General features: G+C 41.0%; 17 protein-coding genes. 12 read left to right on the top strand and 5 right to left on the bottom strand.

The features are described 5' to 3' along the window. Window positions 1-18: 18 nt before the first annotated feature. Window positions 19-1,941, top strand: coding sequence for a threonine--tRNA ligase (gene thrS / locus AC5EUN_RS13670; RefSeq protein ID WP_005400751.1), 1,923 nt, complete (start codon window positions 19-21; stop codon window positions 1,939-1,941). A gap of 5 nt (window positions 1,942-1,946) precedes the next feature. Then, window positions 1,947-2,498: a translation initiation factor IF-3 gene (gene infC, locus AC5EUN_RS13665; protein WP_050796974.1), complete on the top strand. Its 552-nt coding sequence runs from the start codon at window positions 1,947-1,949 to the stop codon at window positions 2,496-2,498. 61 nt (window positions 2,499-2,559) lie between these two features. On the opposite strand, the gene AC5EUN_RS13660 is transcribed toward infC, so the two are convergent. Continuing rightward, window positions 2,560-3,012: an Hsp20 family protein gene (locus AC5EUN_RS13660; RefSeq protein ID WP_159153644.1), complete on the bottom strand. Its 453-nt coding sequence runs from the start codon at window positions 3,010-3,012 to the stop codon at window positions 2,560-2,562. Between the two features lie 324 nt (window positions 3,013-3,336). On the opposite strand from AC5EUN_RS13660, the gene AC5EUN_RS13655 reads away from it, so the two are divergent. The 3 genes from AC5EUN_RS13655 to AC5EUN_RS13645 all read left to right on the top strand — a co-directional run bounded on the left by AC5EUN_RS13655 (window position 3,337) and on the right by AC5EUN_RS13645 (window position 4,796). Then, entirely contained in the window at window positions 3,337-3,957 is a 621-nt protein-coding gene (locus AC5EUN_RS13655) for a glutathione S-transferase family protein (RefSeq protein ID WP_159153645.1), read from the top strand. A gap of 115 nt (window positions 3,958-4,072) precedes the next feature. Beyond that, window positions 4,073-4,366 (top strand): hypothetical protein, encoded by a 294-nt coding sequence (locus AC5EUN_RS13650; protein ID WP_114836810.1) that lies wholly within the window; start codon window positions 4,073-4,075, stop codon window positions 4,364-4,366. Window position 4,367: 1 nt separating this feature from the next. Beyond that, window positions 4,368-4,796 carry a YqaA family protein gene (locus AC5EUN_RS13645; protein ID WP_159153646.1) on the top strand — a complete coding sequence of 143 codons (429 nt, stop codon included), beginning with the start codon at window positions 4,368-4,370 and terminating at the stop codon, window positions 4,794-4,796. Between the two features lie 104 nt (window positions 4,797-4,900). Here AC5EUN_RS13645 and AC5EUN_RS13640 read toward each other — a convergent pair whose 3' ends face one another. Further along, complete coding sequence (locus tag AC5EUN_RS13640; protein ID WP_159153647.1) at window positions 4,901-5,632, bottom strand: TonB C-terminal domain-containing protein; 732 nt, start codon at window positions 5,630-5,632, stop codon at window positions 4,901-4,903. 104 nt (window positions 5,633-5,736) lie between these two features. Beyond that, window positions 5,737-6,990, bottom strand: a complete 1,254-nt coding sequence (locus tag AC5EUN_RS13635) for an MFS transporter (protein WP_279742585.1) — start codon at window positions 6,988-6,990, stop codon at window positions 5,737-5,739. Window positions 6,991-7,211: 221 nt separating this feature from the next. Here AC5EUN_RS13635 and rpmI point away from each other — a divergent pair, with 221 nt between their 5' ends. Then, entirely contained in the window at window positions 7,212-7,406 is a 195-nt protein-coding gene (gene rpmI, locus AC5EUN_RS13630) for a 50S ribosomal protein L35 (protein ID WP_004278281.1), read from the top strand. A gap of 11 nt (window positions 7,407-7,417) precedes the next feature. Then, a complete protein-coding gene (rplT, locus tag AC5EUN_RS13625) occupies window positions 7,418-7,777 on the top strand; it encodes a 50S ribosomal protein L20 (RefSeq protein ID WP_004692276.1) in 360 nt (119 codons plus the stop codon). Between the two features lie 42 nt (window positions 7,778-7,819). Here rplT and AC5EUN_RS13620 read toward each other — a convergent pair whose 3' ends face one another. Continuing rightward, window positions 7,820-9,016: a hypothetical protein gene (locus AC5EUN_RS13620; protein ID WP_159153649.1), complete on the bottom strand. Its 1,197-nt coding sequence runs from the start codon at window positions 9,014-9,016 to the stop codon at window positions 7,820-7,822. Window positions 9,017-9,207: 191 nt separating this feature from the next. Here AC5EUN_RS13620 and AC5EUN_RS13615 point away from each other — a divergent pair, with 191 nt between their 5' ends. Both AC5EUN_RS13615 and AC5EUN_RS13610 read left to right on the top strand, forming a co-directional pair. Continuing rightward, window positions 9,208-9,759, top strand: coding sequence for a P-loop NTPase family protein (locus tag AC5EUN_RS13615; RefSeq protein ID WP_159153650.1), 552 nt, complete (start codon window positions 9,208-9,210; stop codon window positions 9,757-9,759). Window positions 9,760-9,887: 128 nt separating this feature from the next. Next, complete coding sequence (locus tag AC5EUN_RS13610) at window positions 9,888-10,100, top strand: KOW domain-containing RNA-binding protein (RefSeq protein WP_004692273.1); 213 nt, start codon at window positions 9,888-9,890, stop codon at window positions 10,098-10,100. Window positions 10,101-10,161: 61 nt separating this feature from the next. Here AC5EUN_RS13610 and AC5EUN_RS13605 read toward each other — a convergent pair whose 3' ends face one another. Next, window positions 10,162-11,178 carry a hypothetical protein gene (locus tag AC5EUN_RS13605; protein WP_493352381.1) on the bottom strand — a complete coding sequence of 339 codons (1,017 nt, stop codon included), beginning with the start codon at window positions 11,176-11,178 and terminating at the stop codon, window positions 10,162-10,164. Window positions 11,179-11,335: 157 nt separating this feature from the next. Here AC5EUN_RS13605 and pheS point away from each other — a divergent pair, with 157 nt between their 5' ends. The 3 genes from pheS (at window position 11,336) to AC5EUN_RS13590 (ending at window position 15,123) form a co-directional block, all read left to right on the top strand. Continuing rightward, entirely contained in the window at window positions 11,336-12,316 is a 981-nt protein-coding gene (gene pheS / locus AC5EUN_RS13600; RefSeq protein WP_004979194.1) for a phenylalanine--tRNA ligase subunit alpha, read from the top strand. A gap of 132 nt (window positions 12,317-12,448) precedes the next feature. Beyond that, on the top strand, window positions 12,449-14,830 hold the full coding sequence (gene pheT, locus AC5EUN_RS13595) for a phenylalanine--tRNA ligase subunit beta (protein ID WP_159153651.1): 2,382 nt from the start codon (window positions 12,449-12,451) through the stop codon (window positions 14,828-14,830). Next, window positions 14,827-15,123 (top strand): integration host factor subunit alpha, encoded by a 297-nt coding sequence (locus tag AC5EUN_RS13590; RefSeq protein WP_004649746.1) that lies wholly within the window; start codon window positions 14,827-14,829, stop codon window positions 15,121-15,123. Before pheT ends, AC5EUN_RS13590 begins: the two co-directional genes overlap by 4 nt. Window positions 15,124-15,155 lie beyond the last annotated feature (32 nt).

Raw genomic sequence — 15,155 nt, 5'->3', positions numbered from 1 at the left:
ACTCCTTAAGGATTTTTTATGCCAATTATCACTTTGCCAAATGGCGATCAAAAACAATTTGATCAAGCTGTATCTGTGATGGACGTTGCACTGAGCATCGGTCCAGGTCTTGCGAAAAATACAGTTGCAGGAAAAGTCGATGGTCGTTTAGTCGATGCATCTGATTTGATTACCACGGATGCCAGCCTTCAAATTATTACGCCTAAAGACGAAGAAGGTGTCGAAATCATTCGTCACTCTTGCGCTCACTTGGTGGGACATGCGGTTAAGCAATTGTTCCCTGAAGCGAAAATGGTGATTGGTCCTGTCATTGAAGATGGCTTTTATTACGATATTTTTAGTGCAAAGCCATTTACACCAGAAGACATGTTAGCCATTGAAGAGCGCATGAAAAAGCTCATCGATCAAGACTATGATGTCATCAAAAAAATGACACCACGTGATGAGGTGATTGCAGAATTCACAGCGCGTGGTGAAGATTATAAATTACGCTTGATTGCAGACATGCCTGAAGAAACAGAAATGGGCTTGTACTATCATCAAGATTATTTGGATATGTGCCGTGGTCCACACGTGCCAAATACTAAATTTTTAAAAGCATTCAAGTTGACTAAAATGTCAGGTGCTTATTGGCGTGGCGATGCGAAGAATGAACAGTTACAACGTATTTATGGTACTGCTTGGGCTGATAAAAAACAGTTAGCTGCATATATTAAACGTATTGAAGAAGCTGAAAAGCGTGACCATCGTAAAATTGGTAAAGCTTTAGACCTGTTCCATATGCAAGAAGAAGCACCAGGTATGGTGTTCTGGCATCCAAACGGTTGGACCATTTATCAAGTACTTGAACAATACATGCGTAAAGTACAACAAGATAATGGTTACCTTGAAATTCGTACCCCACAAGTGGTTGATTTCACGCTTTGGGAAAAATCAGGCCATGCTGCAAACTATGCAGATGGCATGTTTACGACGCATTCAGAAAGCCGTAACTATGCAATTAAGCCGATGAACTGTCCTTGTCACGTACAAGTGTTCAATCAAGGTTTAAAATCATACCGTGATTTGCCAATTCGTTTGGCTGAGTTTGGTTCATGTCACCGTAACGAACCATCGGGTTCATTGCACGGCATTATGCGTGTGCGTGGCTTTACGCAAGATGATGCACACATTTTCTGTACCAAAGAGCAAATTGGTCAAGAAGTGGCTGACTTCATTCAACTGACTTTAGATGTGTATAAAGACTTCGGTTTCGAAGACGTACAAATGAAGTTGTCTACACGTCCAGAAAAACGTGTGGGTGATGATGCACTTTGGGATATGGCTGAAAAATCTTTAGCAGATGCTTTAGATGCTGCTGGTTTGGAGTGGGAACTTCAACCGGGTGAAGGCGCATTCTATGGTCCGAAAATTGAATTCTCACTGAAAGACTGCTTAGGCCGTGTATGGCAATGTGGTACAATCCAATGTGACTTCAATTTGCCAGAACGTTTAGATGCGTCATATGTCACTGAAGACAATGATCGTGATCAACCTGTTATGTTGCACCGTGCAATTCTTGGCAGTTTTGAACGTTTTATTGGTATACTAATCGAACACTATGCGGGCTTTATGCCACCTTGGTTAACACCAATCCAAGCATGTGTGATGAACATTACCGATTCACAAGCGGAAGCATGTGAGTCAGTCGTCGCTAAACTTAAAGAAAACGGTCTCCGTGCGATTTCAGACTTGAGAAATGAGAAAATCGGCTTTAAGATTCGTGAACGTACATTAGAGCGTATTCCTTACTTACTGGTACTTGGGGACCGTGAGGTAGAGGAAGGTACAGTGAACGTGCGTACCCGCTCAGGAACAAATTTGGGTACTATGTCAATCGACGCTTTCGTTGACCTAGTAAAAGCAGCCGTTGCCGAACGCGGCCGGTACATTGTGGAGTAACAGCGATTAAACAGCCTGACCGTAATCAACAGGGCGGTAACAAATCAAACCGTCCTGCTTTGAATGATGAAATTCGTGCGAAAGAAGTCCGTCTTGTAGACGAAAATGGTGAGCAAAAAGGTATTGTTAGCTTGGCAGAAGCATTACGCGCTGCTGAAAGTGTTGAGCTTGATCTTGTTGAGATCGTAGCAAACGCTGAACCGCCTGTTTGTAAAATCATGGACTTCAACAAGCATTTGTTTGATCTAAAGCAAAAGCAGAAAGAAGCGAAGAAAAAACAGCATCAAGTACAGGTGAAAGAAATCAAACTCCGCCCGGGTACTGATGTTGGTGATTACAACGTAAAACTACGTGCAATCACTAAGTTCCTTGAAGAAGGCAACAAAGTAAAAATTACTCTTCGTTTCCGTGGTCGTGAAATGGCGCACCAACAGCTTGGTTTGGCTCAACTTCAAAAAGTTGAAGCAGATGTGGCTGAAATTGGTGTTGTTGAGCAATCACCAAAAATGGAAGGTCGTCAAATGGGTATGTTGCTTGGTCCTAAAAAGAAAAAGTAATGATCCATTGATCTTAAAAAAAGCACTGCCTATGCAGTGCTTTTTTTATTTTGTTGATTGACTATGCCGCAGTGTTTTCAGTTGTTAATTTCTTCTGTCTGATTGGAATTCGGCATGGTGCTTTTTCTTCTGGAATAATCCGTTGTAGCTGGATGGTGAGTAAACCATTTTCATAATTAGCCTCTTGTACTTCAATGTGTTCATCTAAACGTAAAGATAATTTAAATGAACGCTGTGTGATGCCTTTATGCAAGAACTCAGCATGATTGTCTTTGGTCTGATCAGCATGTTGACCTGAAATATTAAGTACCTGATTCTCTAAATCGATCGCGAGCTCATCTTGGTTAAAACCAGTCGCAGCTACGACAATGCGGTAGTGATCATCACCGACTTTTTCAATATTGTACGCAGGATAATGTGGTGCTTCACTGAGCATTGCATGATCAAACAAATCGTTTAAACGGTCAAAACCGATACTACGACGGAATAATGGCATTAAGCTTAAATTACTCATTGATAAAACCTCCATCATTAGGAAAAGTGATATAAATAAGCAACCTATGCGACTCGATTAGCATGGTTGTCACAGCAATAATCGGTGTGGATGTTTGCTGTACTTTTAATATTTGGATGCTCTGTGAAATTTCAAGATTAAAAAATAAGATTTTTTTAAAAATTCTCTTTGGTTGATAATTATTCTATTTATATGAAGCTAGTCATGCATATTTTAAGATTTCAATTTCAGTTTAACCTAATGTTTCTAGGCTGGAATCATGTTATAAACAGTATCAAACCTCGACAATATGAACTAAAACGAGAAAAGTAGCAGGATAACCACATGATCGATTTGTACTATTGGGGAACACCCAACGGACATAAAATTAGCATTGCATTAGAAGAGATGGGTTTGGAGTATCAAGTCTTTCCCATCAATATTTTAGAAAATGATCAGTTTCAACCCGACTTTCTACGCATTTCACCCAACAATAAAATCCCTGCGATTGTGGATCAAGATGGTCCTAAAGGTGAAGCCATTTCTGTGTTTGAGTCAGGGGCGATTTTGCAGTATTTAGGGCGTAAAACAGCACAGTTTTACCCAAGCGATGAACAGTCTCGTGTTGAAGTTGAGCAGTGGTTGATGTGGCAAATGGGTGGTTTTGGTCCAATGCTTGGACAGAACCATCACTTTAGTAAATTTGCACCCGAACGTATTGCGTATGCGACTGAACGCTATGTCAATGAAACCAAGCGCTTGTATGCTGTACTAGATAATCAGCTTTTTGGTCAAAACTATGTGGCTGGCGAGTATTCGATAGCGGATATGGCAATTTTCCCATGGATTTTGCGTTATGAATGGCAACAAATTGATATAAATGACTATCCAAATGTGAAGGCTTATATGGAGCGTATTCAAGCGCGTCCTGCAGTTCAGCGTGCGTTGGCGCTTCAAGTGAATTAGTTACAGAAGCGCTGACTTGAACTGTGTTAAGCTTAGCACCTTCAAGGTATAAGCCATTCTTTAAAGCCACCGATGGGTGGCTTTTTTGTTGAAAGGTTGTTTGGACATCAGCGTAATGAAAAAAGAGTTTTTCCTCAATTTAACCCGCATTATTGAAGCGAATCCTAAAATCTATCTCAGTATTATTGTGGGGATTGCAGGATGTTTGGTGCTATTTGTAGCTGAAGCGGTACACATCCAAAAAATCATTGAACTGCTGAATACCAAAGATCAGGTGGTACTTCGAGCTGCAATTGAACCGATTGCCGATAAATATTCATGGTCACGTTGGTCTTTGTTGATTCTGGCATTGATCTGGTCAAGTTTTGCTTACAGCTCAACCAAGAAAAAGCTGGGTTTAAAATCATAAAATGATGTGGGCCTTAGGACTACTTTTCCTTTCTGCTTTTGGGGCAGCGACACTGCTACCGTTACAGTCAGAGGCAGTTTTGGTGGGATTGTTGGCTCAGATGCAGTATTCAGTGTGGTTGTTGGTAGCTGTTGCCAGTCTAGGCAATATTCTAGGTAGCTGTGTGAATTGGTGGCTCGGCTTGAAAGTTGAGGAATACAAAAACAAAAAATGGTTTCCCGTCTCAGAGCAAAAGATGTTGCAGGCGCAGGGTATTTATCAAAAATATGGTTTTTGGTCTTTATTACTCAGTTGGGTGCCCGTTATTGGTGATCCGATTACCCTCATTGCAGGATTACTCAAAGAAAACTTTGTTCGTTTTGTCGTGATGGTGAGTATTGCAAAAATAGGACGCTATCTTTTTGTGTATTGGATGTTTAGTCAGTTCTAATTATTTTCAGAGACCAACTAGTCACATGCTTATATGTGCTGAATGGGTTTAAAGTTGATATAGAGATGACACGAGTGAGTGAAAACTCGTGTCATGCTAAATTTTTAACGACAAGCATTTAGAGCGAATTCTATCGCATCTTTAAATTTAGATTTTTTATAGAGCCACAGTGTACTTGCCGTGCGTTTAACACTGACTTTGCTGTTTGCAACGGCTTGTAAAACTTGTTGATCAAGCTCGTAAATACCTGAACCTTTGCTAATTTTAGGCTTCTTGATGTTGCCGTGTTTATCGGCTTTAAAGCTAAATTTAATTTGACGGTCATGATCATTTAACTGCGTTGAATCTAGCGCAAGCTTAGGTTGAGCCTGATATTGAAAAGGCACTTTTTGCTGCTGTTGTTGCGCACGCCAGTTCTTCGAGTCAAAGGTGTAGTTGCATGCTTCGGCATCATCTGGGGTTAAGTTTAAATTAAAAACTTGATAACCAATCACAGCTAAAGCGGTATCGTCCTCCATAAACGGTTTTACTTTAGCTTGAAGCACGGCATTTACCAGCTTTTCATCCAAAGCTTTGATTCCAGTCGTTTCTTGGACTGTCGCTTTGGTTACATCACCTGTTTCATCTGCATACACACGAATAATTGCTGCACGGTTCTGTTGGTTTAAATCACTATTTTTATATTGGGGTTTGGGGAAATCTAGCCATTGAATACGCGTGGTCAAATGCGCCGATTGAGCTGAACTTTTTTGAATGGTGAGTTCTAATGGGGGCTGAGCTGCATGACTGAGATGAAGGGGCAGTGTAGATAATGCGAGCAAGAAGAGTGGTTTCATATGGTCGATTTCTTTTATAACGCATCCAGTGCGCATGACTTAAATAATTGTTGCGAGTATTTCCTGAATTAGAAAGACTCGCAAGTTATATTGTTAAATTAAAACTATTTTTGCTCAGCTTGGGTGATGTCTACACCAAATAAGTCTTTGGTTTTAGCCCAACTGAGTGCGACCACCAAGAGCGTCATGCTGCCGCCAAAAACCGTTGCAATCACAGGGCCTAAATATTTTGCTGCAAGACCTGACTCAAATGCCCCCAGTTCATTGCTACTCGATACAAACATGCCATTTACCGCTGCAACACGGCCTCGCATATTTTCAGGAGGATAAATTTGTAAAATGGTCTGACGAATTACCACTGAAATACTGTCACATGCACCCGTCATAGCAAGAGCAAACAAAGATAACCAGAGGTAGTTTGAGTAAGCGAACAATAAGGTGAATAGGCCAAAACCAGCAACAGCAAGCAGCATATTGCGCCATGCATGTCGGGTGGGCGGAAAACGTGTCAGCGCAATCATGGTAATGAGTGCACCAATCGATGGCGCTGCCCGTAAATAGCCCAATCCTTCGGGCCCAATTTTCAAAATATCTTCAGCAAAGATCGGGAGCAAAGCAATCACACCACCAAACAGTACCGAGACTAAGTCGAGTGAGATGGCCCAGAGGACAATTTTAGTTTTGGCAATAAAACGAAAGCCTTCACCTAAACTTTTTAGTACACGTTCCGTTTCAATTTTAGGAAAAGTGCGTTTGCTTAAAAGATTGACGAGTAAGAAACATAGGCTGAGCAGTACCGCTACACTGATTAAACTGGTTTCACGGCCTAAAAATGCCAGCATAAATCCACCGAGCATTGGCCCAATAATCACCCCGCTTTGCCAACCAATGGTGGTCCATGTAGCACCATTGGCATAAATTTCCCGAGGAATTAAAAAGGGTTTGAGTGATGTTGCGGATGGATTGTAGAAACCTCGAATTGTTCCTAGGCCAAAGATCACGGCATAGACACCCCATGACAGGGTGGAGAGTTCAATATGCTTTAAGCCATAAGCATGAAATAACCCCCATAAAACCAAGGGCAGAGGAATGGCAAAGAATAAGCAGATTTTCATGATGGTTTGCTTATTAAAGCGATCGGCAAAATAACCGCCCCATAAGGAGAGCGCAATAAAGGGGATTGCTTCTGCCAGACCAATCAAGCCTAGAGTGAGAGGGTCTTTGGTAATTTTATATAAGGAATACGCCACAATAATTTCCTGAATTAAAATGGCAAGTGTCAGACAAAATTGATTGAGTGTAACAAGAGAGAAGTCTCGGTATCTGAGTGCGGCAAAAGCATCCTGTGTAGCGTTCATAAGGGTACAGTATGGAATGCATGAGGCATTATATGACTTAGACTAAACCTTGGTTATAAATTCATCGCTTAAAGCTTATCGGGAAATAAACTAAGCTTGCTTTTATTGTTGATTATTTGCTTTTGTTTTAGACAAAGTTCGATTAGAATATTCGCTCCCTTACCTGCAGGTCGTTTTGCAATGGTGCAAACGTTCCGAACAGGTGTTCAAAAGAGGTTGTTATGCCTAAGATGAAAACTCGCCGTGGTGCAGCTAAGCGTTTTAAAGCTACTGCTAACGGTTTCAAGCGTAAACAAGCGTTCAAACGCCACATTTTGACCAAAAAATCTGCTAAGCGTATTCGTCAATTACGCGGCTGTGTAATGGTTCACGTGAGTGACGTTGCTTCAGTTCGTCGTATGTGCCCATACATCTAAGGAGATTATAAATGGCTCGTGTAAAACGTGGTGTACAGGCTCATCGCCGTCATAAAAAAATTCTTGCTCGTGCTAAAGGTTACTACGGCGCTCGTTCACGCGTATATCGCGTAGCGTTCCAAGCAGTAATCAAAGCGGGTCAATACGCTTACCGTGACCGTCGTCAGAAAAAACGTCAATTCCGTGCTCTATGGATTGCGCGTATTAATGCTGGTGCTCGTCTAAATGGTTTATCGTACAGCCGTATGATCGCTGGCTTGAAAAAAGCTCAAGTGATTATCGACCGTCGCGTACTTGCTGACATCGCTATGCATGACGCAGTTGCATTTGCTGCTTTAGCTTCTAAAGCTAAAGATGCATTAGCTGCATAAGTCTTTAAGACTTAAAGAAAGACCGCTTTTTAGCGGTCTTTTTTATTGTTTTGAATGGATGATGCTTTTATAAAGTGCATATAAAAATGCAATCGTTAGTATAAAAGTATTTCCCCACGATACGGAATAGAATGCCAAAGTCCACAATGCACAGTAACACCAAATGATGTACCATAAAAATTTCATGATTTTGAATAAATTAAAAGAGCTTACAGCTACGCTCTTTGTTTCTACTTGATGTTCTATGTCTTTTAGGTGCGCGGTATTTTCTACTACATCATTAGATGTCGGAATTTGAACGGTGTTTTTTTCAATAGAAAAAGAAGAATCTTTTGTTGTTTCGGGAATATTGGACAAGTAATTGCAATTTTTAATGTCTGAAAACTGATATTGATTTGCACAGTGTTTAAAGATTAGTGGGCGGAGTAGGGTCAGTTGATTATAGGCTGCTGAAAAAGTATCTTTTTCGTTACTATTCATTTGAACATAATCGGAATATTCATTTTTTGAATGTGATGCAGCGGAATATTGCTGTTCTAATAAAGCTGTATTTTCTATCAAATTCGAAGCGTAATTTTTTCGAATAGTGAATGGAAATATCGGATACTGCTCTTTTATAGAATCATTGAATAAATCGCCGACATAGCAATTATTGATATCTAATGGAATTGGATAACTGCCATATTGTTTTGCCATATCATTAAAATAAAGACGTGCTTCTGTGTCTTTAAAAAAAGTATCCCAATTGATTGGCTTTAAGTCTTGTTCTATAGTAGAAATTGCTTGAGGGGATGGGTGGTGTAACGTGTATGCCTCTACATTTTGGTAATAATTGGAATAATCATAAAAATCTTTGTTTCCATATTCATCAAAACTTTGCCATGTTGGTTTTTCATCGCTAAGGATTAAAACTTTATATTCATTATGAGGATAATGCACAACAATACAAAAACTTTCTTTATCGGTTGAAAAATAAAAAATTGAAGAGTCATTGAGTTCCATATGCAAGTCTTGAGCAACATGTAAACTCAGTTTTATGGCTCCGGATTCTTGTAGGCGACCCAATAGATGTGAAGCAGAACCGCATAAAAGCGTACCGTATTTAGTATCACGTAATATTGGAAAATGGTTGAATAATAATGGATGTCTATCTAGGATCTCTGTATCAACGGCACCATTTAAATATTCATTTCCATAGCTTACAAAAGCAATTTGGCGATAAGCTCTATTTAGATACACTTTTTAATTCCGATAACTATATTTTACTAATTGAATAAATACTAAAAATTATTGTTTTGTCGGTGCAGAGAATATCGGTGTTTAAGTTTTTAGGCTATTACTTTAATTGTAATTTTATTGCTAATAATGTTTTAGGTATTGAAACTTCTAGATATAGTTTTTAACTCTTTTCGAGTCTTGGGTAGATGGTTATGAAAAAAATTAATGTCGTAGGAACTTCTGCTACAGGAAAATCTACATTTTCCAGAGCTTTGGCCGAAAAGTTAGATTTGCATTATATCGAGTTGGATAATCTATTTTGGCTGGATGACTGGCAAGAATGTCCCGATGAGGTGTTCTTTGCTAAGATTGAGGCAGAAGTACAGAAGGCGACACAGGGCTATGTGATCGATGGTAACTATACTCGCGCCATTCCTGTGAAATGGGCGGAAATTGATACTGTCATTTGGTTGGACTTACCGTTTCCAATCAACCTTTACCGTTCTGTGAAGCATGCGGTTCAGCGGGCATGGGCGCAACAGGATTTATGGGAAAACTCGAATAATCGGGAAAGCTTACTACGGATGTTTGGTCGGGATTCGATTATTTGGTGGATGATCAAAACGCATGCTAAAAACCGACAGAAATACTTAAAAATGATGCAGATGCCTGAATATCAACATATACAGTGGATTCATTTAAAGACACCAAAACAGGTGAGTCATTTTTTAGATCAGTTGGCTGTTGAAAAGCTTAGCGTTTAAATAAAAAATATCAGTGCATACTCAGTGATCAATATGAACCTTTAAGCTTTAGTTACATAAATCTGCTTTAATCTCAAAGGTGGCCGATGCCTAATAAATAAAAAGATTAAAAAGAAAAGGAGCAGGATATGCTTGCAGAAATTACTGGGATGGGACAGGGAAGTATCACGGTGGAATTACAAATGATTCCCAGAAAAGGTGAGTCAGTCAAAATTATGTATGGACCTGATGCGGAGCTAGAGGGTGAGGTGGTTTCGGTTAATCATTATATTAATCAACATGCCAATCAGCATAAGGTACAAATCAAAATCCGGCCCTTCAATCTTCTAATTACCGCCTGAAGAAATTGAGACCATAAAAAAGCGCTTTTTGAGAGGAGCGCTTTGATATATCTCTAATAGCTTATAAGCCAAAATAATAGCCAACTACACAGATCAAAATCGTAATTATGATTAAAGCAAATACCCCGGTTTTCCCCGATTTGTGGTGTGTTTCATGAGGCTTGGTCTCTATCGCACTTAATTTAGGTGTTGAATGATTGCGAGCATCAAGTGGTGTAGTTGTGTCTTTGGGTGTGAGCTGCGCGGTTTGATAGTGATTGGCCACTTTCACGATAAACTTGGTACTTAAATCATCAATCTTTTGCTCAAAATGACGTAGGTTCAATTGCTCATCTGGCGTGAGCACTTGGCCTTCTGCATTGTAAGGATGTTGAATCTTAGTCTGGATCAATGCTGATAACGCATCTAAGCGATACAGAGTTTGATGTGCATAATCGGCAGTATAGTCTGTTGGTAAAAGAGCGAGACGGTGGGCTTCATCTGTGGCCTCTTGTTGTCCATAGTACGGTAAGTCTAGTGTCTCGGGTTCTACTAAACCTTGTGAAAATGACGCACTAAATAGTTCTTGTTCGGTAAAGTTTTCGATTTCATCCCATTTCGGCGTTTGTAAATCCGATTCAATACGTTTGCTGAGCTTGTGATTCAGTTCAAAACGCCATAAATTTTCGCTACGGATTGAGCTTTGTTGCGTTTTTGGAGTTATAAAATCGTGTTCAGCGCTGTACCATTCAGCCAGTTCTTTACCAAAAATCCAAGCTGTTTTTTGTTGTGCTTGATGGCTCACAATAATATGTGGGGTCGCAAGGAGTTCAACATTTGGGTTAGGGTTCTTTTCGTCTGCTAGCAATGTTGAACTATGCAGACTGAGCTGTTTGACCCCTTGTTTTTTTAAGGCTTCAAGCCAGACCTGAAAATGCTGAGCCAGTAAATGTTGGCTATTCAGATCACGAAACTGAAAGCAATGTCGGTCAAAAATGGCATGTTCTAACCAACGTTGGAAACTTAGGTTGTGGCGTAAATATTCATTGCCATAAGTAACTAAAGTAAGTTGTTGTTGCCAAATAGGATCAAGCGACATCGTTTGTTGTTCTCTTCTGTGATGACACTATCTTAACCTGTTTATAAAACCATGTACTAAACAAATTTTCCTGATCGTAGAGCTTCATCAACGTGCTTAAAAACTGATAGAATATGGGGTTTTATTAATTTTATAAATTGTTGCTTTGAGAGTTACTATGTCACTGGAAGCCCTGACCACTGAAGCGCTTGCTGCGATTGCAGCAGCAGAGGACCTTGCTACACTCGATCAAGTACGAGTGCAGTTTACGGGTAAGAAAAGCCAGCTCGCTGAGCAATCCAAAGCTTTAGGCAAGATGGACCCTGAAGAGCGTAAAAATTTTGGTGCGCAAATTCATGCAGTTCGCGAAGCGATTACCGGTGCTTTAACTGAACGCCAAACACAATTACAACAAGCGGCGTTGGCGCAAAAACTCGCAAGTGAAACGGTGGATATTACTTTACCGGGTCGTGGTCAAACGATTGGTAGTATTCACCCTGTTACTCAAGTGCAAGAGCGCATTTGTCAGTTCTTTACCAAAGCCGGTTTTGTGATTGAAACTGGCCCAGAAGTTGAAGATGACTACCACAACTTTGAAGCTTTAAATATTCCAGGGCATCACCCTGCGCGTGCAATGCACGATACATTCTATTTTGATGCGACACATTTGTTACGTACCCATACTTCGGGTGTGCAGATTCGTACCATGGAAACCCAGCAACCCCCGATTCGTATTGTGTGCCCAGGTCGTGTATACCGCTGTGACTCTGACCAAACGCATTCGCCAATGTTCCATCAAATTGAAGGTTTGTATGTAGCTGAAAATACTAGCTTTGCAGAACTGAAAGGTTTATTGGTCAATCTGTTAAACGAATTCTTTGAAAAAGACTTAAAAGTACGTTTCCGTCCATCTTATTTCCCATTCACAGAGCCAAGCGCTGAAGTGGATATTATGGATGAGCGTGGTAAATGGTTAGAAGTGCTTGGTTGTGGCATGGTACATCCAAATGTCTTACAGGCAGCAGGGATTGATCCTGAAAAATACAAAGGCTTTGCTTTCGGTCTAGGTGTGGAACGTTTTGCGATGCTTCGTTATGGCATCAATGACTTACGTATGTTCTACCAAAACGATGTGCGTTTCTTACGCCAATTTGCTTAAACAGATTTATACCTCTCCCAGCCTCTCCTTGAAGGAGAGGAGTTGTTTGTGATGACTCGGGGTTCTCCTTCTTTTCCAAAAGAGGGAGTTAGAGGGGGATTCAAAAATTTAGATTTATAGGTTTTTAACAAAATGAAAATTAGCGAAAATTGGTTGCGTACATGGGTTAACCCAGCCGTTGATAGCAATACTTTATCTGATCAACTGACCATGTTGGGTTTAGAGGTCGATGATTTATCGCCTGCGGCAAAACCGTTCACTGGCGTGGTTGTTGGTGAAGTGTTGACGGTAGAGCAACATCCTGATGCAGACCGTTTACGTGTGACCACTGTGAATATTGGTTCAGGCGAGCCGTTACAAATAGTGTGTGGTGCACCAAACGTACGGGTTGGTATGAAAGCCCCTGTGGCAACCATTGGTGCTGTGCTTCCAGGCGATTTCAAAATCAAGAAAGGCAAACTTCGTGGCATTGAATCACAAGGGATGTTGTGTGGTGCATCTGAAATTGATCTAGAAGACAAAATTGATGGCCTTTTAGAGCTGCCCGTTGATGCACCTGTCGGTGTGGATATTCGTGAATATTTAAATTTAGATGATCATGTCATTGATATCAGCATCACGCCAAACCGTGGTGACTGTTTTAGTATTCGTGGTATTGCCCGTGAAATTGGGGTAATTAACCAACTGACTGTGACTGCACCTGAAATTAATGCCGTTGCTGCGACCATTGCTGATGAGAAAAAAGTTGTGGTGAGCACTGAAGGCTGCCCGCGCTATTTGGGTCGTGTGATTAAAAACGTGAATACCAAAGCCGCAACCCCAGAATGGATGGAACGTGCTTTGGTTCGCTCAGGGATTCGTCAGCATAGTATTTTGGTTGATATTACCAACTATGTACTGATGGAGTTGGGTCAACCGCTCCATGCTTTTGATGCAGCAAAAATTCAAGGTTCAGTCCAAGTTCGTCAAGCGAATACGGCGGAGAAATTGGTTCTACTGAATGAACAAGAAGTTGAGCTCAATGAAAAAGTCATGGTGATTGCGGATGATGAAAAAGCATTAGCGATTGCAGGCATCATGGGTGGCTTGTCTTCATCTGTTACCGATGAAACCCAAGACATTTTCTTAGAGTCTGCATTCTTTGCTCCATTAGCCATTGCAGGCCGTGCCCGCAGCTTTGGTTTACATACCGATGCGTCACAGCGTTATGAGCGTGGCGTGGATTTTGAACTCCCAATACTCGCGATGCACCGTGCATCACAATTGATTGCAGAATTGGCGGGTGGTGAGTTTGGTCCGATTACGATAGCGGAACAAGCAGCTGTTTTACCGAAGCGTGAAGTGATTGAGCTAGAACAAGCACAAGTGGATCAATTGCTCGGTTATCGCGTAGATGCTGCATTTATCGCGGATGCCTTAACCCGTTTAGGTTGTGCTGTGACGGTTAAAGCAGAAGGTCAGTGGTCTGTAGTACCGCCTTCACACCGTTATGATATGGCGATCTACCAAGACCTGATTGAAGAAGTTGCGCGTATTCATGGTTATGACAATATTCAAATTAGTTTGCCAAAAATTGAAGCGCAATTGGCGCAATATCAAGACCAATTTGAAATGGCTCAGCTTCGTCAAACTCTCGTGACTTTGGGTTATCAAGAGGCGATTAGCTTTAGCTTTGCAGACTTAAAGCTTGAGAAGCAACTCAATACGGCTGTGAATCCTTTGGCTTTGGCTAACCCGATTTCAAGCGATTTAGCAGTGATGCGTTCAACATTGCTCTCTAGTTTGATTCCGTGCGTGCAATACAACGTAAACCGCCAACAAAGCCGTGTACGTTTCTTTGAACTAGGCTTACGTTTTGACTATCAAGACGCTGAATCTATTCATGATTTGAAACAAATTCCTACCCTTGCAGTGATTGCAACAGGTGCAAAAACGTCAGAAACTTGGCATGCTAAACCTCAAGCTATGGATTTCTTTGATTTCAAAGGTGAAATTGAAGAAGTATTGGCAGCAGGTCGTGTGCAGGTTGAATATGTTCGCTCTGAACGTAGCTGGTTGCATCCAGGACAGTCTGCTGAGGTTTTAGTCGATGGCCAATCTATTGGTTACTTTGGTCGATTACATCCAACTTTAGAGGATGCATTGGATTTGAGCACGACTTGGGTGGCTGAACTTGATCAATCGGCTGTTTTGCAAACTTATGTATCTAATTTTACAGAATTATCACGTTTTCCGTCGGTTAGACGTGATATTGCGCTTTTAATTAGTGATAAGATAAATGTAAGTGAAATTCAGCAACTTATCGAAAAAACAGGTGGTGAGCTTTTGGACTCGACTTGGTTGTTCGATGTGTACACTGGGCAAGGCGTTGAAGACGGTAAGCGCTCATTGGCATTTGCACTTCTTTGGCAACACCCATCACGTACGCTTGAAGATGCTGAAATTAAATCCGGTATGGATCATATTTTACAAGTGTTGGAAAACACTTATCAGGCGACATTGAGGGCTTCATGACAGCATTAACAAAAGCGGAAATGGCTGACCATCTAAGTGAGCTCACGAGTTTAAACCGTCGTGAAGCTAAGCAAATGGTCGAGTTGTTCTTTGATGAGATTAGCCAAGCGCTAATCTCTGGTGAGCAAGTTAAACTTTCTGGTTTCGGTAACTTTGAGTTGCGTGATAAACGTCAACGTCCAGGTCGTAACCCGAAAACGGGTGAAGAAATTCCGATTTCTGCACGCCGTGTAGTGACCTTCCGCGCAGGGCAGAAATTCCGCCAGCGTGTGGGAAATGAGCAGATCGATTGATCTGCTTTTTTTTGCTTAGAATTTTTGATGAT

The organism is Acinetobacter sp. CAU_H_S170_2, from assembly GCF_058890445.1.
Note: the sequence above shows the minus strand (reverse complement) of the source record. Positions and strands in the feature narration are given on the sequence as shown.

What these genes read in the sequence shown, in the direction of transcription:
- AC5EUN_RS13650 (WP_114836810.1), top strand. Translation starts at nt 4,073, where the DNA reads ATGAAAAAAGAGTTTTTCCTCAATTTAACCCGCATTATTGAAGCGAAT.
- AC5EUN_RS13635 (WP_279742585.1), bottom strand. Translation starts at nt 6,990, where the DNA reads ATGAACGCTACACAGGATGCTTTTGCCGCACTCAGATACCGAGACTTC.
- AC5EUN_RS13610 (WP_004692273.1), top strand. Translation starts at nt 9,888, where the DNA reads ATGCTTGCAGAAATTACTGGGATGGGACAGGGAAGTATCACGGTGGAA.
- thrS (WP_005400751.1), top strand. Translation starts at nt 19, where the DNA reads ATGCCAATTATCACTTTGCCAAATGGCGATCAAAAACAATTTGATCAA.
- AC5EUN_RS13655 (WP_159153645.1), top strand. Translation starts at nt 3,337, where the DNA reads ATGATCGATTTGTACTATTGGGGAACACCCAACGGACATAAAATTAGC.
- AC5EUN_RS13615 (WP_159153650.1), top strand. Translation starts at nt 9,208, where the DNA reads ATGAAAAAAATTAATGTCGTAGGAACTTCTGCTACAGGAAAATCTACA.
- AC5EUN_RS13590 (WP_004649746.1), top strand. Translation starts at nt 14,827, where the DNA reads ATGACAGCATTAACAAAAGCGGAAATGGCTGACCATCTAAGTGAGCTC.
- AC5EUN_RS13605 (WP_493352381.1), bottom strand. Translation starts at nt 11,178, where the DNA reads ATGTCGCTTGATCCTATTTGGCAACAACAACTTACTTTAGTTACTTAT.
- pheT (WP_159153651.1), top strand. Translation starts at nt 12,449, where the DNA reads ATGAAAATTAGCGAAAATTGGTTGCGTACATGGGTTAACCCAGCCGTT.
- rpmI (WP_004278281.1), top strand. Translation starts at nt 7,212, where the DNA reads ATGCCTAAGATGAAAACTCGCCGTGGTGCAGCTAAGCGTTTTAAAGCT.
- pheS (WP_004979194.1), top strand. Translation starts at nt 11,336, where the DNA reads ATGTCACTGGAAGCCCTGACCACTGAAGCGCTTGCTGCGATTGCAGCA.
- AC5EUN_RS13645 (WP_159153646.1), top strand. Translation starts at nt 4,368, where the DNA reads ATGATGTGGGCCTTAGGACTACTTTTCCTTTCTGCTTTTGGGGCAGCG.
- AC5EUN_RS13640 (WP_159153647.1), bottom strand. Translation starts at nt 5,632, where the DNA reads ATGAAACCACTCTTCTTGCTCGCATTATCTACACTGCCCCTTCATCTC.
- rplT (WP_004692276.1), top strand. Translation starts at nt 7,418, where the DNA reads ATGGCTCGTGTAAAACGTGGTGTACAGGCTCATCGCCGTCATAAAAAA.
- AC5EUN_RS13660 (WP_159153644.1), bottom strand. Translation starts at nt 3,012, where the DNA reads ATGAGTAATTTAAGCTTAATGCCATTATTCCGTCGTAGTATCGGTTTT.